The organism is uncultured Hyphomicrobium sp. (assembly GCF_902826555.1).
Lineage (GTDB): Bacteria > Pseudomonadota > Alphaproteobacteria > Rhizobiales > Hyphomicrobiaceae > Hyphomicrobium_C.
In genome coordinates this window covers 39,657-59,216 of the sequence record NZ_CADEFI010000019.1, presented here as the reverse complement: position 1 = coordinate 59,216, position 19,560 = coordinate 39,657, and the positions used below count along the sequence as shown (strand labels likewise).

19 protein-coding genes are annotated in these 19,560 nt (G+C 65.0%); 9 read left to right on the top strand and 10 right to left on the bottom strand.

What is annotated here, in order from left to right:
• Positions 1-53: 53 nt before the first annotated feature.
• The 5 genes from QZV93_RS10110 to lgt all read right to left on the bottom strand — a co-directional run bounded on the left by QZV93_RS10110 (position 54) and on the right by lgt (position 5,190).
• On the bottom strand, positions 54-986 hold the full coding sequence (locus QZV93_RS10110) for a ribose-phosphate pyrophosphokinase (protein WP_295558087.1): 933 nt from the start codon (positions 984-986) through the stop codon (positions 54-56).
• 188 nt (positions 987-1,174) lie between these two features.
• Positions 1,175-2,230 carry a hypothetical protein gene (locus tag QZV93_RS10105; RefSeq protein ID WP_295558085.1) on the bottom strand — a complete coding sequence of 352 codons (1,056 nt, stop codon included), beginning with the start codon at positions 2,228-2,230 and terminating at the stop codon, positions 1,175-1,177.
• A 202-nt stretch (positions 2,231-2,432) separates the two neighbouring features.
• A complete protein-coding gene (gene pgeF, locus QZV93_RS10100) occupies positions 2,433-3,206 on the bottom strand; it encodes a peptidoglycan editing factor PgeF (protein WP_295558083.1) in 774 nt (257 codons plus the stop codon).
• Positions 3,207-3,244: 38 nt separating this feature from the next.
• On the bottom strand, positions 3,245-4,342 hold the full coding sequence (locus QZV93_RS10095; protein WP_295558081.1) for an SAM-dependent methyltransferase: 1,098 nt from the start codon (positions 4,340-4,342) through the stop codon (positions 3,245-3,247).
• Positions 4,339-5,190, bottom strand: a complete 852-nt coding sequence (lgt, locus tag QZV93_RS10090) for a prolipoprotein diacylglyceryl transferase (protein WP_295558080.1) — start codon at positions 5,188-5,190, stop codon at positions 4,339-4,341. Before lgt ends, QZV93_RS10095 begins: the two co-directional genes overlap by 4 nt.
• A 242-nt stretch (positions 5,191-5,432) precedes the next feature.
• Here lgt and QZV93_RS10085 point away from each other — a divergent pair, with 242 nt between their 5' ends.
• From QZV93_RS10085 to proC, 3 genes are all read left to right on the top strand, one after another.
• The gene (locus QZV93_RS10085; RefSeq protein WP_295558079.1) at positions 5,433-5,702 is read left to right on the top strand and encodes an accessory factor UbiK family protein; all 270 of its coding nucleotides are present in this window, start codon (positions 5,433-5,435) and stop codon (positions 5,700-5,702) included.
• 333 nt (positions 5,703-6,035) lie between these two features.
• On the top strand, positions 6,036-6,533 hold the full coding sequence (locus QZV93_RS10080) for a YbjN domain-containing protein (protein ID WP_295558077.1): 498 nt from the start codon (positions 6,036-6,038) through the stop codon (positions 6,531-6,533).
• A gap of 67 nt (positions 6,534-6,600) precedes the next feature.
• Positions 6,601-7,425: a pyrroline-5-carboxylate reductase gene (gene proC, locus QZV93_RS10075; protein ID WP_295558076.1), complete on the top strand. Its 825-nt coding sequence runs from the start codon at positions 6,601-6,603 to the stop codon at positions 7,423-7,425.
• A 384-nt stretch (positions 7,426-7,809) separates the two neighbouring features.
• Here the strand turns inward: proC and QZV93_RS10070 are convergent, their stop codons facing one another.
• From QZV93_RS10070 to QZV93_RS10050, 5 genes are all read right to left on the bottom strand, one after another.
• Positions 7,810-8,094, bottom strand: a complete 285-nt coding sequence (locus tag QZV93_RS10070) for a hypothetical protein (RefSeq protein WP_295558075.1) — start codon at positions 8,092-8,094, stop codon at positions 7,810-7,812.
• A gap of 199 nt (positions 8,095-8,293) precedes the next feature.
• Complete coding sequence (locus QZV93_RS10065; protein ID WP_295558073.1) at positions 8,294-9,553, bottom strand: MgtC/SapB family protein; 1,260 nt, start codon at positions 9,551-9,553, stop codon at positions 8,294-8,296.
• A 15-nt stretch (positions 9,554-9,568) separates the two neighbouring features.
• Positions 9,569-11,008, bottom strand: coding sequence for an ATP-binding protein (locus QZV93_RS10060; RefSeq protein WP_295558072.1), 1,440 nt, complete (start codon positions 11,006-11,008; stop codon positions 9,569-9,571).
• A 1-nt stretch (position 11,009) separates the two neighbouring features.
• Positions 11,010-11,735 (bottom strand): response regulator transcription factor, encoded by a 726-nt coding sequence (locus tag QZV93_RS10055; RefSeq protein WP_295558071.1) that lies wholly within the window; start codon positions 11,733-11,735, stop codon positions 11,010-11,012.
• Complete coding sequence (locus QZV93_RS10050; protein WP_295558070.1) at positions 11,732-12,337, bottom strand: MarR family transcriptional regulator; 606 nt, start codon at positions 12,335-12,337, stop codon at positions 11,732-11,734. Before QZV93_RS10050 ends, QZV93_RS10055 begins: the two co-directional genes overlap by 4 nt.
• 168 nt (positions 12,338-12,505) lie before the next feature.
• Here QZV93_RS10050 and QZV93_RS10045 point away from each other — a divergent pair, with 168 nt between their 5' ends.
• The 6 genes from QZV93_RS10045 to QZV93_RS10020 all read left to right on the top strand — a co-directional run.
• The gene (locus tag QZV93_RS10045; RefSeq protein WP_295558068.1) at positions 12,506-13,402 is read left to right on the top strand and encodes a branched-chain amino acid aminotransferase; all 897 of its coding nucleotides are present in this window, start codon (positions 12,506-12,508) and stop codon (positions 13,400-13,402) included.
• Between the two features lie 264 nt (positions 13,403-13,666).
• Positions 13,667-15,946 carry a TonB-dependent siderophore receptor gene (locus QZV93_RS10040; RefSeq protein WP_295558066.1) on the top strand — a complete coding sequence of 760 codons (2,280 nt, stop codon included), beginning with the start codon at positions 13,667-13,669 and terminating at the stop codon, positions 15,944-15,946.
• Between the two features lie 270 nt (positions 15,947-16,216).
• Positions 16,217-16,525 (top strand): hypothetical protein, encoded by a 309-nt coding sequence (locus QZV93_RS10035; protein ID WP_295558064.1) that lies wholly within the window; start codon positions 16,217-16,219, stop codon positions 16,523-16,525.
• 517 nt (positions 16,526-17,042) lie between these two features.
• Complete coding sequence (locus QZV93_RS10030; RefSeq protein ID WP_295558062.1) at positions 17,043-17,327, top strand: hypothetical protein; 285 nt, start codon at positions 17,043-17,045, stop codon at positions 17,325-17,327.
• A gap of 46 nt (positions 17,328-17,373) precedes the next feature.
• Complete coding sequence (locus QZV93_RS10025; RefSeq protein ID WP_295558060.1) at positions 17,374-18,975, top strand: NAD(P)/FAD-dependent oxidoreductase; 1,602 nt, start codon at positions 17,374-17,376, stop codon at positions 18,973-18,975.
• A 192-nt stretch (positions 18,976-19,167) separates the two neighbouring features.
• Positions 19,168-19,560, top strand: a 393-nt coding sequence (locus QZV93_RS10020; protein ID WP_295558058.1) for a hypothetical protein, incomplete at its 3' end; no start/stop codon positions are given.

The following is a 19,560-nucleotide window of genomic DNA, read 5'->3' as shown; positions in this document are numbered from 1 at the left end:
GGGTGGACAAGGATGTGATCAGGCCTGCCAGCTAAACATGAGGCGGCGCAGCCTCAGTAGAACAGGCTCGACACGCTTTCCTCGCGCGAGGTGCGCAGGATGGCCTCGCCGAGCAGCGGCGCAATGGACAGCACCCGGATGTTCTTCGCCGCTTCGACGGCCGCCGTCGGCAGGATCGAATCCGTGATGACGAGATGCTTGAGGCGCGAGTTCTGGATGCGCGACACCGCCCCGCCCGACAGCACGCCGTGCGTGACGTAGCACATCACCTCGGTTGCGCCCTTGCCGAGCAGCGCGTCGGCTGCGTTCACGACCGTTCCGCCGCTGTCGACGATATCGTCGATCAGGATGCAGCGCTTGCCGTCCACGTCGCCGATGACGTTCATCACCTCGGACTCGCCCGGCCGCTCGCGGCGCTTGTCGCAGATGGCGATCGGCACGTCGATGCGCTTGGCCAGCGCGCGCGCGCGCACCACGCCGCCGACGTCCGGCGACACCACCACCAGATTGTCGGTGCCGTACTTCTCCTCGATGTCGCGCACCATCACGGGGGCCGCGAACAGGTTGTCGGTCGGGATGTCGAAGAAGCCCTGGATCTGCCCCGCGTGCAGATCGACCGTCAGCACGCGGTCGGCGCCGGCGCGCTCGATGAGGTTGGCGACGAGCTTCGCCGAGATGGGCGTGCGCGGTCCGGGTTTCCGGTCCTGCCGCGCATAGCCGAAGTAGGGAATGACAGCCGTGATGCGACGCGCCGACGAGCGCTTCATCGCATCGATGAGGATCAGGAGTTCCATCAGGTTGTCGTTGGCCGGGAACGACGTCGACTGGATGATGAAGGCATCCTGGCCGCGCACGTTTTCCTGGATCTCGACGAACACTTCCATGTCCGCGAAACGCTTTACCTGGGATTTCGCCGGCGCGAGCTTCAGGTATTTGGCAATAGCATCAGCCAGCGGCCGGTTGCTGTTTCCGGCAACAATCTTCATGGTCTGGCCGCCCCTGCCACTCTCTCCACGCGCATCGAATGGCATGGACGCTCCTCATGCGACAGTTCGATGACGCGCCTTCTAACGCGCGGGCCCGGGTGTGTAAACCACCCGGGCCCGGCTTGCTTAGCAGACTCTGATCCGGTGTGGCCGCCGACACCCATGAAGCGGGTCGGCCGGGACATGGATCAGTTGACCTTCGGCAGGAGTTTGACGATGCCCTGCGCTGCAGCGGAAGCTGCCGCGTCGGCCGTCTTGCCCCAGGCGCCGTCGAGCGAGCCTTGCGGGATCTCGTTCTTCTGCGAGACCGTGCCGAGCTTCTTGCCCTGCGGATCCTTCACGTCCCAGTCGATCTGGATCGGCTGCTTGCCGTTGGCGCCCTGGCCGACAACCACCTTGCCCTCGACCTTGTAGGTCTGAGCGCTGGCGCTCTCGGTCAGCGCAACGCCGCTCCGCGTCAACTCACGCTGGATAGCGCTGGTCAGCGCCACGCTGCCGTCACCGGGCGCACCCGTTACGCTCGGGACGATGGCCGTCACCGCACCGGTACGCTCTATGCTGCCTGTGGTCGAAGGACCTCCGGCGGCGGAAGGCGCGGCGGGCGTCGAGGCGGCGGACGGCGAGTAGGCCATCGGTGCCGCGGGAGGCGCCGACGTGCTTCCCGTGGGCGGCGGTGTGCTCATGGCCACGGCAGCCGCGCTCTGCGTGGGCAGCCACGTGACGAGCGAGCCGGCCGTCTTGCTGGAGATGGTGTTCACGACCTGCGGCGTGACCGACGCCCATGGGTCCTTAGACTGTGCGCCCGTCAGCACCTCCTCGCCGGTGATGCGATTGACTCGCTTGCCGGCCGGATCGGTGACGTCCCAGATGTAGGAGACCTTCGTGCGGCCCTTCTCGCGCGCGGAGACGACGTAGCCTCTCAGCGTGAACTCGGCCTTGGCGTTGGGATCCTTGGCGACAGAGATCCTCTGTGCCTCGATCGCGCTGGCAAGCTGCGTCTCGAGCTGCTTGGCGACAGCCTCCGGCGCACCGATCACAGGCGCGATGGCGATCTTGGCGAGCTGTCCGTTAGTCGCGGCAGGCTGTCCGGCAACCGAGACGGCCGTTGGATCGGTCGCGTTGTTCGCGAAAAGGTTGGCACCCGTCTCGCATCCACCGAGGCCAAGACCCATGCAAGCCGCGAGAACTGCGAACACGACCGACTTGTTTCCACGCCATGCCGCAGCAGCATCAATGGTCGTCACGATGACGTCCCCCTATGAATGATCCGCTGTTCCCCGGCGGCCGGCGTACTGACTTTGCGGCCATCCCTCAGAAAAACGCTGCCGGTACACATTCGAGTCCTGTAGCTAGACGCCCGCCATGCGTCCAGACGGAATCGAGGTGAAAACCGTGACGTGGCTAATTCTATCCGCAACATCCACAACCTAGCTGTGGATTTTGCAGTTAGGCCACAACAATGGCGGAGATTTGGCGCCCGTAGTCGGGCTCTTTTCGATGCGTTGCTCGCCGAAAACTGAAGAACATCGATTCGTTCTCATAGGTGCACGGCGCCTGCCGCTCGGTATGGCGCAGGCCGAGCTTGGCGAGCCGCCCCATGACGTAGGCCGGCAGATCGAAATGGGGCGTCTTGCGTCCCTTGGGGATGGTAAAGAAGCGGCCATTGTCCCGGTCCGCGTCCTCGAACGCGGCCACGAACTCCGGCCCCACCTCATAGGACTGGGGCCCGATCGATGGGCCGAGCGCCGCAAAAATCCGAGTTCTGTCAGCGCCGAGGCCCTCCATGGCGGCCACCGTTGCCTCCAACACGCCGCCGAGCGCACCCCGCCATCCGGCATGTGCGGCCCCCACCACGCCGGCGTCCGCATCCGCGAACAGCACGGGGGCGCAATCGGCCGTCAGGATCCCGAGCACGAGCCCACGCGTCCGGGTCACGAGCCCATCGCCCTGGGCCAGGGATTCGCGGGGCACGAGCCGGTCGACGGCATGCGCGGTGGCACTGTGGATTTGGTAAATGGTCTGCACGTCATCCGAGAAGCTGCCCAGGTGCTCGGCCACGCGCGCCCTGTTCTCGATCACGGCCACAGGGTCGTCCTTGGACCCCGCTCCGCAATTGAGGCTCGCATAGAGCCCGCGCGACGCACCACCTTGGCGCGTAAAGAAGCCGTGGCGGATACCGGGAAGGATGGACAGGCTATCCGCCTGTAGGGGGCTCAGCATGGGGCTCGCTTTGGCTCGGTTCGCAACGGTCGAGGATCTTATCGGTCGAAACCCGGCAGCGGCGCAACGCCTTCCGAGCGCACGCCGAGGGCAAGGAAGCGCGAGCCCATGCCGGTCGGGGCGATGAGGCGCAGGACGCCAGCCTCGATCTCGCCAGCCCGCGCGGGGTTCGCGCTCATCAGCCGAGACGCCCGCTCGACGATGCCGAGCCGGCCGAGCAGCCCGGCCTGCGGAACGGGGCCGTCCGTCGCGAGACCGGCGCCGCGGCAAGCGTCACCAAAACGCTGGAAGTCCACCTGGGCGGAGAGATCGGTCTCCCCCGGCGCGTGAAAGGGCGAGACGTGAGCCTGACCGGCGACACCCTGCAGCGTATCGCCAAAGCCCGTCGTGGCGTGCCCGTAGTCGATGAACAGCGCCGCGAGCGGGGCGTTGGCCCACGTTCGCAGGACATGTGCGAAGACAGCATGATCGCCGCACATTTCGAGCACATCGCCCTCGCGCGGCTCGATGTCCTTCGGCAACGGCACGGTCTCGGCGCGGCTTGCCATGTCGGTCTTGAAGCAGAGGCGGTCGTCGCCCTCGCCGAGGTCAACGCAGCGCGCGCGCCACCGCCCGCCCGCGAACACGAACTGCGCGATGGGCAGTGTATCGAGGAATTCGTTGGCAACCACGATCGTCGGCCCTTTGGCGAAGGATGTGATCTCGGACGCAGACACATGGAAATGCACCGGCACGCCGGCGTCTGCGAGGGTCGCCTCCTGAACCTTGCGCAACGTCGCGTTGATGTCGACGAGGCGCACCACTAGCGCCTCGCGAAATCCGGGCACGACGCGCGCCGCGCGCAGCGCGTCCCGCATTAGCGTGCCGCGCCCCGGCCCCAGCTCGACGAGGGTGAGCCGTCGCGGCGATCCCATCTGCTGCCAGACGACGGCGCACCAGAGCCCGATCAGCTCGCCGAACGCCTGGCTGATCTCGGGCGCGGTGATGAAATCGCCGGCCGCGCCGATGGCCGGTTGCCGCCGGTAGTAGCCATGCTCGGGATCGAGAAGGCACATGTGCATATAGTCCGCGACGCTGATCGGCCCGTCTTGCCGGATGCGCTCCTTGAGCTTCAGGGCCAGCGGCGTATCGGTCATCGTGTGGCGGGATTGGCCTCTTGGCGCGCGCGCCAGATGAAGTAGAGCCCGAGCGCCAGCATCGGCAGGCAGTAGACCTGTCCCGCGGTGAAGGGCCCGATGTTGAGGAAGTGCACCGCATGCGGCTCGCGGTAGATTTCCGAGAACCCGCGCGCGAATGCGTAGCCGACGAGGAACGCGCCCGTCACGAGGCCCGGCGACTTGAGCGCGCCGAAGACGTGCGTCATGAGGCGCAGGATGACGAACAGCACCAGCCCCTCGAGCGCCGCTTCATAGAGCTGGCTCGGATGCCGCGTCGCGGGCTCGACATCCGGATACATCAGCGCGGCATGCGGGAACACCATCGCCCACGGCACGTCGGTGACGCGGCCGAACAGCTCGCCGTTGATGAAATTCGCGAGCCGTCCGAAGAAGAGCCCGATCGGCACCGCCGCCGTGCACAGGTCCGTCGTCGACAGCATGGAGACGCCGTTGCGCCGCGCGAAGAGCCAGATCGCGAACGCGCTGCCCACGAATGCGCCATGGAAGCTCATGCCGCCTTTCCAGACCGCGAGGATATCGCTGGGAGCCGCAAGGTAGGCGCTGGGCTCGTAGAGGAAGACGTAGCCGAGCCGCCCCCCGAGCACGACGCCGAGCGTCACGTAGAGCAGCAGGTCGTCCACCTTTGCCAGCCCGAACGGCGCCGTCTGGTTGCGCCAGAGCTCCGGCGTGCCGAGCAGCCGGCGGATATAGACCCAGCCGATGATCAGTCCGGCGAGGTACGAGAGCCCATACCATTTGATCGAAAGCGGCCCGACGGAGAGGGCGACCGGATCGAAGTCCGGGAACGGAATGGCGAGCAGGTTCATGGTATGCCTGGATATGAGGTCAGCGAGGCAATAGGCAGCGGACACGGCCCAATTCGCGGCGGACGCTGCCGGGTCTCAAGGGACGAGTCAAGCCATACCCCGCTTGAACGTCGAGCGCCGAGCCACCATAGTCCCGTCACGTGACAAGGCGGCTGGCCCCCAATGCCGTGTGAAGACGGCGAGCGGCCGAGTTTGCCCAAAATGTCGTAGATGCCTCGCACGGGGCAGCAAGAGGAACGCCGATGACACAGACGTCGAACCGCCTGCTGGACGAGGTCGCCAAGTTGATGACCGACGCGGCCGGCGCCGCGCAGGGACTTCGCCAGGAAGCCGAAGGACTGATGCGCGCCCAGGCCGAGAAGATGCTCGCCGGCATGGACGTGGTGAAGCGCGAGGAGTTTGAGGTGGTGAAGGCGATGGCCGAGAAGGCGCGTGCCGAGAACGAGCGCTTGGCTGGCCTGGTCGTCGCGCTCGAGGCGCGCCTCGCCGCACTCGAGACGCAGGGCCGCTGACGCAACGCGTGTGCGCGTTCTGAATTCGGCGCGTCTGTCGAGTGCAGGCGCGCCATTTCCACATCCGCGTAACGCTCATCCCCCGTTTGCCCGCAAAGAGATGCAGAACTGCTGCGTTTGCGTCGCATTTGCGCGCGCGCGGCCACTTTGCTCGTGGACAAGAGCGTCGCCGTGTTGCGACTCGCGCGCCCCTCTGTTTTCGTCGCGGCGCTTAAAGCAAAAGCTTAGGGACAAGTCGCGTTTCGCCCCAATCCCGTCATGGACCGGACATGCAGTCGGCAGCTAAAGAGTGGGTGCCGGTGAAACGAGGTCGCCGGGTTTCAAGGAGCCAGAATGGCATCGTCGGAAAAGGGACACGGGCGCATTATCCACCCGATCGATCTGGTGGAGCAGCTTGCTGCCACCTACGACTGGGCAACCGATCGTATGGGCGACGACGAGCTGACGCTGGTCGTTGGCGGCAACTGGACCGACTATCACGTTTCGCTCAACTGGCGCGATGACCTGGAGGCGCTGCACCTTGCCTGCGCGTTCGATTTCCGGGTGCCGGAGACACGTCTCAACGAGATGTACCGCCTGATCGCGCAGATCAACGAGCAGCTCTGGCTGGGCCATTTCGACCTTTGGACCCAGGAGGGCCTGGTCATGTTCCGCCACGCCCTGCTGCTGAATGGCGCCGTGGTGACGCCTGGCCAGTGCGAGGCCATCCTGAAAGCCGCTTTGGAAGCCTGCGAACGCTACTATCAGGCCTTCCAGTTCGTCGTTTGGGCGGGTAAGGAGAGCCGGGAAGCTCTCGTGTCGACCATGTTCCAGACCGAGGGCCAAGCCTGAGACGAGCCCTAGCTCCGAGCCAGTCTGTGCGAGGACCCAGCGGCCTCGCAGATGGTCGGGTATCGAGATGGCATTTCAATTCGATGGGCCGCTTCTTCTCGTAGGAGCAGGCAAGATGGGCGGCGCGCTGCTCGAAGGCCTCATTGCGCGAGGTCTCGACCCGCGCCGGGTCCGCGTCCAGGATCCCGCCCCGCCGGCCGATGTTGCGGCCCTTCTCGCCGGACACGGGCTCGCCGCCGAGCCGCGCATCGACGCTCTTTCGGAGCCGCCGGGCGTCATCATCGCCGCCGTCAAGCCGCAGGTGATGGACGCGGTCTTTCCGCCCGCGGCCAAGTTAGCCGGCCCGGGCACGCTCGTCGTCTCCATCGCCGCAGGCCGCACGCTGGCGAGTTTCGAAGCCCACCTGGGGAAAGGCGCCGCCGTCGTGCGCGCCATGCCCAACACGCCGGCCGCCATCGGCCGCGGTATCACGGTTTGCGTGGCCAACGCCCGTGTGACGCCCGCGCAGCGCCAGCTCTGCGAAGCGCTGATGGCCGCGGTCGGCGAGGTCGCGTGGGTCGAGAACGAAGCCATGATGGATGCCGTGACGGCCGTTTCAGGCTCGGGACCAGCCTATGTGTTCCTGCTCGCCGAGGCGCTGGAAAAGGCCGCTGGTGCCGCGGGTCTCGACGCGGATCTGGCGAAGCGCTTGGCGCGTGCGACGGTTTCGGGCTCGGGCGAGCTGCTCGCCCAGTCGGGGATCGATGCCGCGGTCCTGCGCCAGAACGTGACGTCGCCGGGCGGCACCACGGCGGCGGCGCTGTCCGTGCTGATGGCCGACGGCGGCCTCGAGGATCTGTTGCGGAAAGCCGTCCTGGCGGGCGAGGGGCGCAGCCGCGAGCTGGCGAAATGATCATGGCGTGTCAGAACGCCCACGCCCGCGGCCACGTGACCTCATGCTTTGGATCCGAATGAGCCCGAAGGCTCCGGCGATCGGATCCTTTGACGGAAGAACCGCCTCGACCGGACAAGCAAGGAGGAGAGCTTGTCGGGTCGCGTATCGGAGGTCTTCGCGTCGGCCGGACCGGCAAATGGCGGTTCGCTTGCCCGGCTGATCGGGTATCGACGCCGTTGCAAGTACGGCATCACCCTTTCACCTACGGTTATGCTATACTGTAACATGTCGTGCAACGCGGCATTTTTCCCAGTCACGCACTTGTGTAGCCGTGTGCGCGACAACGAAAAACGGGCCATCCCTGCAGATAACCCGTTGTGATCACTTGGATTTTTCTTGAGATCAGTGCGTGATCCGCGGCGTCACGTCTTTGACCACGCCAGACGACGCATCGCAGATCGCATCGTAGTCGAGGCCGTTCGTCCTCAGCAGGAAACGGAAGACCGGGCGGCCGTCGGGAGCCACTTCCGAGGTGTGGCTCATGACGGCGCCCATGGCGCCGACAGTCTTGGTGCAGGCGTCGGCGGACGGTGTTTGCTGCGAGATCGTCTCTGCAGCCTGCGCCGAATGAGAGAAGCCGAGCGCGAGCGCTGCGATCGAGGCCAATGCCGCGGTGTACGAGGTCATGTCGGACCCCTCCTCTGCAAATGGATGCCCCCGAAGGGACGCATGAAATAACGTTACGCCATTTGAGGGATATAACGTAACTCACCATCGCGTGAGCGGGCATGCGCAGAAATACCTAGGCCGATCAGCGGATTGCTGGCTTCGTTCACGCCCATGCCAGCCTGGCGGGCCGAGCCGTGGAGCCCCGCATCGCGACGCTCTAGCTGGCCACCAGCGCGACGATGCCGAGCGCCGCGATCGTCGCCGCGCTGACGCCGCCCACCAGCCTGCCGAGGCGCGAGCCGCCGACGGCGCCGGCCATGGCGGCCTTGGAGAGCGTGTTGACGCCGGCCGCAACCAGGATCGCGTTTGCCGCCGCGGAGAGCGTGACCTCGTTGCCGGCGAAGCGGGTCATGGAAAGCGTGAGCGCATCCACGTCCGCAACGCCCGAGACGGCCGCGAGCAGATAGAGTCCAGCCGTTCCGGCACGCTCCGCCATGCCCTTGGCGAAGAGCAGAATGACGGCGATAAGGCCCGCGAGCTTCAGCACCGTGCCGAGATCGAACGGATTTCTGATCTTGAGATCCGATTGCTGCGTGGCGGTCGTAGACCCGCGCCAGAGCAGCACCCCGGCAGAGCCGAGAAGGACCGCGCTGGCGGCGAGCGCAGGCCACAGCAGCGGGCCGACGAGGCTGGGTTTGAGCAATCCCGCCAGCACGACGATGCGTCCCAGCATGGTCGCGCCCGCGAGCAGAATGCCACCGGCGAGCAGCCGCGTGCTTTCCGGATGCTCGCGCGCAAGACGGGCAAAGGAGATCGTGACCGCGGTCGACGAGGCCAAGCCTCCCGCAATCGACGCGACCGCGATGCCGTTCCGGTCGCCGAACACGCGCACGGCGATGTAGCCGGCAAAGGAGATCGCCGCGATCAAGATGGCAAACAGCCAGATTTCAGCTGGATTGAGGACGTTCCAGGGATCGATGGGCCGATTGGGAAGAACCGGGAGCAGTAGGAACGTCATGGCGAGCAGCATCAGGGCGCTGCGCAACTCCGGCCAGGTCAGGTTTCGCACCCAGTCGTGCAGCCGGTCGCGCAAGGCCAGCAGGATGGCCATGGCCACAGCGGCAGCCACGGCGACGCTCTCGTTGCCGAGCACCGCATAGGCACCGAGTGCGAACGTGAGAATTCCCGCCACGACGCCGGTGACGCTGAAGTTCTTCTCCTCGGTGGCTTCGAGGTGGCTGAACCAGGCTAGTGAGCCGGTGAAGGCAAGCAGTCCGGCCGCGAGCACGACCGGCGAGCTGGCAAGCGACAGGAGCCCGCAAATACCGCCGAGCAGGCCCGTCAGCGCGAAGGTGCGCAACCCGGCCGCACGCTGGTGATCGCTCTCCTCGCGTGTCTGCCAGCCGCGCTCGAGACCGACCAGCAGCCCGATGGCGAGGGCGACGGCGAGACGAAGAAAGATTTCTTCCTGATCCATCGCCTGCAAATCCGGCTAGAGCGGCACCGAGATGATGGCGCGCAGCCCGCCCATCGAGCTTTCGCCGAGCGTGATGTCGCCGCCATGGCTCTTGGCGATGTCGCGCGCGATGGCGAGCCCGAGGCCGCTGTTGCCGTCGTCCTGATTGCGCGAGCGGTCGATGCGATAGAAGGGCTTGAACACGTTGGCGCGCTCGGAGGCGGGAATGCCCGGCCCGTTGTCGTCCACCTCGACGCGCAGCCACTGCCCCTCCGTCGCCGCGCGGATCACGATCTGGTCGCCATACCGCACGGCGTTTGAAACCAGGTTGGTGATCGCGCGCTTGAAGGCCTGCCGTTTCAACGGAAGCACGATGTCGCCGCGCCGCCGCCGAAGCTTGAGCTCGATCGAGGTGCCGTAAACTTCGCTTTCCTCGTGCACCTCTTCGAGCAGCTCCGTGAGGTTGGTCATCTTCGCCTCCTCGCCGCCGTCGCCGCGCGCGAATGCCAGATAGTCCTCCAGCATATGCTGCATCTCGTCGACGTCGGCCTTCAGCGATTGCACGTCCGGGCCTTCGCCCATGAAAGCGAGCTCGAGCTTGAATCGCGTCAGCACGGTGCGAAGGTCGTGGCTGACGCCGGCGAGCATCGTCGTCCGCTGCTCCACGTGCTGGCGGATGCGATTGCGCATCTCGATGAAGGCGACGGACGCTTGCCGCACCTCGCGCGCGCCTCGCACTTCGAAATCGTCCGGAACGGGGCGCCCCTTACCGAAGGCGTCCACGGCTTCGGCGAGCCTCAGGATCGGGCGGATCTGGTTGCGCAGGAACATGATGGCGACCGTGAGTAGGATCACGCTCGATCCCACCATCCAGAGCAGGAAAATGTGCGAGTTCGAGGCGTAGGTCTGCGTCCTCACGGCCAAGAATCGCAGGATCGAGTCGGCATGCTGGACACGGATTTCCACGTGCCGCGATTGCCCGACGGTATCGATCCAGAACGGACGCTTCACCTGGCGCGAGATCTCGCGCGAAAGCGCCCGGTCCAGAAGGTCGAAGAACGGTTTCTGCCGGGCCTCGGGCAGATCGCCCGGCGGCAGGATCTGCATCGACAGGTTCAGCCGTTCGCGGGCGACGCGAATGATCTCGTCGTACTTTTCCGGCTTCGCGCCGTCGTAGAAGTCGATCAGCGCCGCGATGTCGCGCGCCGTGGTTTCCGAGAGGCGCCGCGTCACGTTCTGCCAGTGCCGTTCCATGAACACGAAGGCGATCACGCCTTCGAGCACGACGATGGGAGCGATGATGATGATGAGCGCGCGCGCGTAGAGGCCCTTCGGCATCGACTCGGCAAGCAGCCCCATGAAGCTCTTGTGCCAGGTCTTGAGCTGGGCGACGGCTGGACCCGATATCTCCACCAGCGACCGGAAGGCCTTTCCGGCGCGGTCCGAGGCAGTCGTGAATGGGCCGAGAAGATCCACGCTAGTCCGCGTACAGGATGTAACCCTTGCCGCGCACGGTCTGCAGATAGACCGGGTTGGAGGGATCGTTTTCTATTTTGCGGCGCAGACGATTGATCTGTACGTCGATCGCACGGTCGTTGCCGGTCGTATCTTCGGTGGCGAGCTCATGTCTCTGGATCGGCACGCCGGGCTTCTGGGCGAACTGGCGCAGGAGATCGCGCTCGCGCTCGGTGAGCTTGATGGTCTCGTTGTTGCGGCGGAGTTCCCCGCGCGCGATGTGGAAGACGAGCGTGCCCATGCGCACTTCGTCGGCCGGAGCCGGGGTCGAAGGTTGCGTGATCTGGCCGCGCCTCAGGATGTTGCGCAGCCTGAGGAGGAGTTCGCGCGGCTCGAACGGCTTCGGCACATAGTCGTCGACGCCCACTTCGAGGCCTTCGATCCGCTGCTCCGGCTCCGCCCTCGCTGTCAGCATGCAGATCGGGATGTCGCGTTCGCGCTTGATCAAGCGCGCAAGCTCGAGCCCGCTGATGCCCGGCATCATCACGTCGAGCAGCACGATGTCGAAGTCGAGCCCTCGGAGCGAAGCTTGCGCCATCTCGGCGTCGGCCGCCGTCGTCACCCGGAAGCCCTGAGAATAGAGGTAGCGCGCCAGCAGATCCCGGATCTTGTGGTCGTCGTCGACGATCAGCACATGCGGAGCATCGTCGGGCAGGGGCTCGGCCCGTTGGCCGGATAACGAGGTCATGAACGGTCCTCCTCCTCGTTGATCGTGTTCGCGGGGAGCAGCATGCGAACCAGCGCTTCCACTTGCGGACGGTCGTCTTCGGAGATCATGGCAAGCAGAAATCGCTTCGTTGCCGCCTCGGCTTCGGGACCTGCCGCCTTGAGGGCCGCTTCCACGCGGCGCACCTGCAGATCCGTGAGACGCTCGGCGAGCCGCGTGCCCTTGACCGTAGCGTACAGCAATCGCTCGCGCCGGTCTTCCGCCCCGGCGCGCTGCGTGACGAAGCCCTCGCCGATGAGCTGCTTCAGCACGCGTGCCAGCGACTGCTTGGTGATTTTCAGGATCTCGAGAAGGTTGGCAACTCTGAGGCCGGGGTTGCGATGCACGAAATGCAGGACGCGATGGTGCGCCCGCCCGAACCCGTATTGGGCCAGCACCGCATCCGGGTCGCCCGTGAAGTCGCGATAGGCGAAGAAGAGGAGCTCGACATGTGTAATGAGATCGGTCGGCTCCGTGGCTTGCGTGCCGTCCTCCCCGCCCCCCTCGCGTTGAGGGCGGGCGTTGCGCCGGGCCGGGGAGGGATCGCGAGTTATGTCAGCCATGTTGACATATTTGAAGGCCATTGATACTCCTGGCAAGTCATTTTCATACACCCGTAGACACCGGGTGAGGACGCTGGCACGGAGTGCAAGGCTCCGTTTTTCACCCCGGCATCGGGTGTGAAGGAGCCGTGCGGGCCAGGGGGCTCCCTCTCGCGGAGCCTGAGATACGGAGCCGAATAGGACGTCATCATGGCTGAGATCGTTCCCTACCACGATCGCGACGGTTTTATCTGGCTGGACGGCAAGCTCGTCCCCTGGCGCGAGGCGAACATTCATATCCTGACGCATGCGCTCCACTACGGCAGCGCGGTGTTCGAGGGCGAGCGCGCCTATGGCGGCGAGATCTTCAAGCTGACCGAGCATTCCGAGCGCCTGATCGAGAGCGCGCGCATTCTCGAGTTCGAGATCACCCAGAGCGTGGCCGAGATCAATCAGGCCTGCCGCGACACGGTTGCCGCCAACAAACTGACGGATTGCTACGTCCGCCCCATCGCCTGGCGCGGCAGCGAGCAGATGGGTGTCTCCGCCCAGAAGACCAAGATTCACCTGGCCATCGCCGCCTGGGACTGGGGCTCCTATTTCCCGATGGAGCAGCGCCTCAAGGGCATTCGCATCGACTTCGCCAAATATCGCCGCCCGGATCCGGCCACGGCGCCGACCAAGGCCAAGGCTGCCGGCCTCTACATGATCTGCACCGTCGAGAAGCACCGCGCCGAGCGCGCCGGCTACGCCGACGCCCTGATGGTCGACTACCGCGGACGCGTCGCCGAGTGCACGGGAGCCAACGTCTTCTTCATCAAGGATGGCGTGATCCATACGCCCGAGGCGGACTGCTTCCTGGATGGCATCACGCGCCGCACCGTCATTGCCCTTGCGAAGAAGCGCGGCTTCGAGGTGCGCGAGCGCGCGGTTCTGCCGGACGAGCTCGGCTCCTTCTCGGAGTGCTTCATCACCGGCACCGCCGCCGAGGTGACGCCCGTGTCCGAGATCGGCGACTTCAGGTTCAAGCCCGGCCAGATCTCGGAAACGCTGCTCAACGACTACATGGCGCTCGTGCAGCCCGACAAAAAGCTCGCCGCGGAATAGCGGCCCACGCGATCGAGACCCGGGACATGGGAATGGGGCGCTTCACCGAGGCGCCCCTTTTCTTTTTTGGCCGCGAACGGATGTTCGAGGAGCTCGCCCTTATGCGCGTGAAGCATCCATGCAACACCCGAGGAGTTCTGCCAAAAGTCGACTTGCAAAATCAATATACGTAGGGTCAAGTCCGGACGTGGGGAGTAGCCAGCCGATCCGCCCGGCGCAGCGGTGAGGCAAGCCAGCCCGAAACCATCCGCTGGCTGAGGTATTATGGATATTCGTGTTGTTTCGCACGCGCTTGCGGCGTCGGTCGTCGCGCTGACCGCCGCATCGGCCACAACCCACGCGCAAGAAGCTGCCCCCGCCGACGCACCGGCCAAAACGGACGGCACGGCGACCTCGTTGCCGCCCCTCGACGTGACGGCCACCGCTGCGAAAAAGCAGAAGGCTGCGCAGAAGGCCAAGGCCAAGCCGTCGACCTCGGAGCCGAAGGCGGCCCAATCGGAATCCGCGCCGCCAAAACCGGCAGACGGCGCCAGCACGCCGCCCGGCGCGGTCAATGGCTATGTCGTGAACGAAGGTACGGTCGGCACCAAGACCAACACTCCGCTTCAGGAAGTGCCGCAGTCGATCTCGACCGTCACCCGCCAGCAGCTCGAGGACCGCAAGCCTCTGAGCCTCGGCGACTCGCTCGCCTACGTGCCGGGCGTGCGCATCAACCAGTCCGGCTTCGATCCGCGCTTCGACAGCTTCTACATTCGCGGCTTCGATGCCACCAACACGGGTCTCTATCGCGACGGACTGCGTCAGCTCAACAGCGGCTTCGGCCAGTTTAAGACGGAAATCTACGGGCTCGACAGCGTGACGGCGCTGCGTGGACCGTCCGGGGCGCTCTACGGCTCCAGCAACGCCGGCGGCATCATCGACATGTACACCAAACGGCCGACGGAGACGCCGTTCAACGAAGTCGAATACGTGATGGGCAATCACGATCGCTTCCAGGGCAACTTCGACTTCTCTGGCCCGGCCGGCTTCAACGACAGCGTTCTCTACCGCTTTACGGGCGTCGTGCGCGACAGCGACACGCAGTATCCGGGCATCCCCGACGATCGCGTCTATCTGGCGCCCGCATTCACGTTCAAGATCGACCCGGACACCAGGCTCACCGTCTTCGGTGAATACATGGACCTCAAGATCGGCTCCAACACCGCATGGTTCATGGACCGCAGCGATCCCGACCATCCGCGCCGCACGAACATCTGGTCCGGCGACCCGGGGTTCGAATTCTACGACCAAACCCAGGAGCGCGTCGGCTACGAGTTCGAGCGCCGGGTCGCGACGGGCGTCACCGTACGGCAGAAAGCGCGCTATGAGCACCTGAGCGAAGAGTCGGCGTATATCGATCTCTATGAAGAGATCGCGCCGGACGTCTTTTCGCGCACGGCGGGCTCTGTCGCGAGCAGCTTTCACGCACTCAACATGGACAATCAGGTCGAGGCAAAGTTCACCACGGGCGCGTTGGGGCACACTGTTCTGGCAGGCGTCGACATCGGCTTCATCACCTACAAGGAAGGCTACGGCTCTTCGGATGACCTGAGCACGCCGCCGCTGACCAATTTCAATTACGGTCAGGTGCACATTCCGGTGCCGCCGATCAGCTTTGTCACGCAACAGGACCAGCTTCAGGTCGGGGCCTATCTCCAGGATCAGGTCAAGCTCGACAGATGGGTGCTCACCCTGAGCGGCCGTCATGATTGGGTGGATACGGAAACCGAGGAGACCGGCGGCACGTCCGAAACCGGCAACGACGAGGCGTGGTCCGGCCGCGCCGGCCTCACCTATCTCTTCGATAGCGGCCTCGCCCCCTACATCGCCTGGGGCACCTCGTTCATTCCCAACACGGGCAGGGATGTGGACACCGGCAAGGTTTTCGACCCCACGACCGCGGAATCGACCGAGGTCGGCTTCAAGTATCTCGTGCCGGGCTACAACGCCACGCTCAACGCCGCGCTGTTCGATATCGAGCAGGACGGCGGTGTCGTTTCCGCGCCGAGCGGGCTCGGCAATATTCAGCGTGGCAAGTTGCGCTCGCGCGGCTTCGAGATCGAGGGCATCACGACCCTCACCAACGGGCTGAGCCTGCAGGCGTCTTACACTTATGTTGACATGGAGATCGTCGACGGCTTCGACGAGGACGGCAACCCGGCGGCAGGCAACACGCTCACCAGCACGCCGCGGCATATGTTCTCCATCTGGGGCGACTACACGATCGGCGAAGGCGCGTTGCGCGGATTGGGCTTCGGCTCGGGCGTGCGCTACACGGGCACCAGCTTCGGCAACGACCGCAACACGTTCAAGAATGACGCGCGCGGCATCGTCGATGCTGCCGTTCACTACGATCTGGCGGGCCTGGACGCTCAGTTCGCGGGCGCGCGCCTACAGGTCAATGTCAGCAACGTGTTCGACAACTTGGTCGACACCTGCTCGAACGACTACTGCTACGAGGATCAGGGACGCACCATCCTCGGAAGCCTTCGCTACCGCTGGTGAGGTCGCGGCACGAGCGATCGATATCCGCTACGGCAAGACGCTCGTTAAGCCCGGCAAGAAGCTCGCCGCTGAGTAGGTCAACTGGCACGATCTGAAATTCAAACGGGGCGCTTCGCTAAAGCGCCCCGTTCCGATTCCACGCTAGGGGCCAGGAGCGGCCGCGGCGCTCACCATCGCCATCGCACCCAATCTTATCCCACTTCCTTTTCCAAGCGCGCAGTAGCAGTATCGGTCTGCCAATGTTCAGCAGTCATATAATTGAGGTCACACATGCCAGAGGTATTGAGCAACGGAGTTGAGGTTCCGACATTAAAGGAGTTTCAGGCGCTTGAGGCGCGTGTGCGAGCGCTTGAAAATCAACTAAAGACAGAGACAGCAAGCGGGGAATTTGACACCGAGGCCGGTGTATGGCGCACGCAAAACTGCGGTTGGCGCCCGTCCCGCATCCATACGAGTATGCCAATGGAGATTCAGATTCTGGCCACGGGATTTCGAGCGCGCTCGACAGAATTTTCGACCGGCCGACTTTTATGGGTTGCGATAAAAGAAACGGCGTCGATCAATCTTCCAACACCTTGATCTTTAGTCTGGTCGAGGTCCGCCGGGCCAAAATCGGATCTCGCCGCCTCCCACCTTATCCCCGCCTCTCGCATCTCCTCTATCCTTTCCGCATCCCGCCTGGCACGAGAGCCGCATTCGCGAGGCGTCGCTGGTGTCGGCAGGCGGGAGCAGGTCGGCCGTCGGCGACGCAGCCTTCGTGCAGACAGCGCGTCAGTAGGCCATGCGCAAGCATGGATGGAACCTCGCGTTCGAGGTGAGCTCGGCCGCCATGCGCCGCAAGGCCCCGGCACCGGAAACGGGTAAGTGCAGAGTTGCCAAAAATCCTGCGCGGGGCGGTGCCGGAACCGCTCTCTAAATTAAAATGCGGAGCCTGCATCGCCCCGCCTCTCGAAGTCCTGAAGCCCGGAGCAGCGCTGTTGCGCCGGGGCCGTCCGTCGTGGGCCATGCGTGCCGGAACACCCAACGCTCACCGCTTGCCAGTCTCTGAAAACGGGCAGAAGATCGCTGCCGTGGATCAAGCCACGAGGCCGAGGCCATGACCACTTTGCGCAAAGCCATGATCGGCGTCGCGGGTCTGACGCTGCTCCTCACTGCCGCCGCGCTGTCCGCCGGCGCCACCTTTGCCCAGGAGGGCCCGGGCGGGGTCATCAACCCCGGCCGCGACTGCCAGACCATCAGGACGTGCAACTTCGGCCGGGGCGGCAGCTATCGCGGATGCTTGTCATCCTACAGTTGCCGCGTCTGCCGCTTCCAGGCGTCGAGCTGCACCATCAGCGGCGTTCGCAAGCGCTGCCACAAGTCCGTTTGCACCTGGGGCTGAGCCCGGTTAGTCCTCTCGCGGCGAAGAGAGCGAGAGGACGGTCGACGTGTACGATGTCGCGATCATAGGCGGTGGCCACAACGGCCTAACCGCCGCGGCTTATCTTGGCGCGGCCGGCCTGAAGGTCGTGGTGCTCGAGAAGAATGCCCATGTCGGCGGCGCGGCCTTCACCGAGGAGTTCCATCCCGGCTTCAGGAACTCGGTCGCCGCCTACACCGTGAGCCTGCTCAATCCGAAGGTCATCCGCGATCTCGATCTCGCCCGTCATGGCTTGAGGATCGTCGAACGCCCCGTCGCCAACTTCTGGCCCGTCGATGAGCGCCGTGCGCTCCTCATGCCCTATGGCTTGGCGGCCCGCCAGAAGGCCATCGCCGCCTTCTCGGAGCGCGATGCCGCCCGCCTTCCCGAATACGACGCCGCACTCGGTCGCGCGGCGTCCGTTCTCAAACGGCTCGTGCTCGAAACGCCGCCCAACGCCGGGGGCGGGCTGCGCGAGTTGTGGAAGGGCGCCCGTCTGTCGCGATCGATCCTGGGCCTGCCGCTCGAGACGCAGCGCGACCTCGCCGGCCTCTTCACCGAAAGCGCGTCCGATTTTCTCGCCCGCTGGTTCGAGAACGAGACCGTGAAGGCTGCGTTCGCGTTCGACGGCATCGTCGGCACCTATGCCGCGCCCTCGACGCCGGGCACGGCTTACGTGCTCCTTCACCACTGCTTCGGCGAGGTGAACGGCAAAGCCGGCATCTGGGGGCACGCGGTTGGCGGCATGGGCGCCATCAGTGCCGCCATCGCCAAGGCCGCGGGCGAGAAGGGCGCCGATATCCGCACCGACGCGGCGGTGCGCGAGATCATGGTCGAAAAAGGCCGCGCGGCGGGTGTCGTGCTTGCGAGCGGCGAAAAGGTCGAGGCCCGCGCCGTCGCCGCCGCTGTTGCGCCGAAGCTGCTCTTCTCCCGCATGCTCCCCGAAGGCGTCGTTGCACCGGCGCTGCAGACGCGCCTAGCCAACCTGAAATCCGGCTCCGGCACCTTCCGCATGAACGTCGCCTTGTCGGAGCTTCCGGATTTCACCTGCCGGCCCAATTCCGAGCATGGCACGCAGCATCTCGCGTCCGGCGTCGTCATCGGCCCCACGCTCGACTACCTCGAGCGCGCCTGGCTGGATGCACGCGGCGGCGGATGGTCGAAGGAGCCGGTCGTCGAGATCCTGATCCCTTCGACGCTCGACGATACGCTGGCCCCGCCGGGCCGCCACGTGGCGAGCCTGTTCGTACAACACGTCGCCCCTCATCTCCCCGCGCCGCGCTCCTGGTCCGACCCGCGAGAGAAGGAGGCCTTCGCCGATCTCGTCGTCGACACCGTGACCCGTCACGCGCCGAACTTCAAAGCCTCGGTCCTCGCCCGGCAGATCCTTTCCCCGCTCGACCTCGAAAAGCGCTTCGGCATGATCGACGGCGATATTTTCCACGGCGCCCTGTCGCTCGATCAGCTCTTCTCCTTGCGCCCCGTGCTCGGCCACGCGGACTACCGCATGCCGCTCTCCGGTCTCTACCTCTGCGCGGCGGGCGCACATCCCGGCGGTGGCGTGACCGGTGTGCCGGGCCACAATGCGGCCCGCGAAATCATCCGCGATCTGATGGCGTGGTGGACCTGAGAGGCCCACGCCGCGATTGGCATGACGATAACGTCGTCAACATTACAATGAAGTACATCAAACATATGATATTGCAGGAAAAAAATAACGGAGCCGATGTTATAAATCGGTACTCGAATTAACCTTTTATAAAGCGAATGGAACGAGCCTCGAACTCAAGCGAATCGGGATGGTTCAAAGGGGTGCTTCGAGATGGGCAAGCTTTCGGTTTTCATGGCCATGAAGAGAGATCTGGCCTTCGAGTTCGAGCGGGAGCTGCGAGCTGTCCGCAATCTGATCCTCGGCGCGACGCGCCTTTCGGGATCCGAGTACACCATCGAGCTCTACGGAAACGAAGGCTTCGTGGCCGGTAGCCGCGCGCGCGCCGCCTTCATCGAGGCCTTCCATGCCGCGACCCACGAGGCGCTGGTGAAATACGCCCACGATCTGGCCCACGAGTGCCTCGAGCATGGCATGGACCAGGAGGTCGTGGGAGGGGCCCTTGGTGGCAACCCGGCGCTCCATCCGTTGCGCTCATTGCGCGAGCAGTTCGCCCACCTGCAGCAGCAGCCGATGCCGCCGCAGATGCAGCCCCAGGTTCAGCCC

Excerpts from the sequence above, each read along its gene's own strand:
- QZV93_RS10110 (WP_295558087.1), bottom strand. The coding sequence starts at position 986 with ATGAAGATTGTTGCCGGAAACAGCAACCGGCCGCTGGCTGATGCTATT.
- pgeF (WP_295558083.1), bottom strand. The coding sequence starts at position 3,206 with ATGCTGAGCCCCCTACAGGCGGATAGCCTGTCCATCCTTCCCGGTATC.
- QZV93_RS10095 (WP_295558081.1), bottom strand. The coding sequence starts at position 4,342 with ATGACCGATACGCCGCTGGCCCTGAAGCTCAAGGAGCGCATCCGGCAA.
- lgt (WP_295558080.1), bottom strand. The coding sequence starts at position 5,190 with ATGAACCTGCTCGCCATTCCGTTCCCGGACTTCGATCCGGTCGCCCTC.
- QZV93_RS10085 (WP_295558079.1), top strand. The coding sequence starts at position 5,433 with ATGACACAGACGTCGAACCGCCTGCTGGACGAGGTCGCCAAGTTGATG.
- QZV93_RS10080 (WP_295558077.1), top strand. The coding sequence starts at position 6,036 with ATGGCATCGTCGGAAAAGGGACACGGGCGCATTATCCACCCGATCGAT.
- proC (WP_295558076.1), top strand. The coding sequence starts at position 6,601 with ATGGCATTTCAATTCGATGGGCCGCTTCTTCTCGTAGGAGCAGGCAAG.
- QZV93_RS10070 (WP_295558075.1), bottom strand. The coding sequence starts at position 8,094 with ATGACCTCGTACACCGCGGCATTGGCCTCGATCGCAGCGCTCGCGCTC.
- QZV93_RS10065 (WP_295558073.1), bottom strand. The coding sequence starts at position 9,553 with ATGGATCAGGAAGAAATCTTTCTTCGTCTCGCCGTCGCCCTCGCCATC.
- QZV93_RS10055 (WP_295558071.1), bottom strand. The coding sequence starts at position 11,735 with ATGACCTCGTTATCCGGCCAACGGGCCGAGCCCCTGCCCGACGATGCT.
- QZV93_RS10050 (WP_295558070.1), bottom strand. The coding sequence starts at position 12,337 with ATGGCCTTCAAATATGTCAACATGGCTGACATAACTCGCGATCCCTCC.
- QZV93_RS10045 (WP_295558068.1), top strand. The coding sequence starts at position 12,506 with ATGGCTGAGATCGTTCCCTACCACGATCGCGACGGTTTTATCTGGCTG.
- QZV93_RS10040 (WP_295558066.1), top strand. The coding sequence starts at position 13,667 with ATGGATATTCGTGTTGTTTCGCACGCGCTTGCGGCGTCGGTCGTCGCG.
- QZV93_RS10035 (WP_295558064.1), top strand. The coding sequence starts at position 16,217 with ATGCCAGAGGTATTGAGCAACGGAGTTGAGGTTCCGACATTAAAGGAG.
- QZV93_RS10030 (WP_295558062.1), top strand. The coding sequence starts at position 17,043 with ATGACCACTTTGCGCAAAGCCATGATCGGCGTCGCGGGTCTGACGCTG.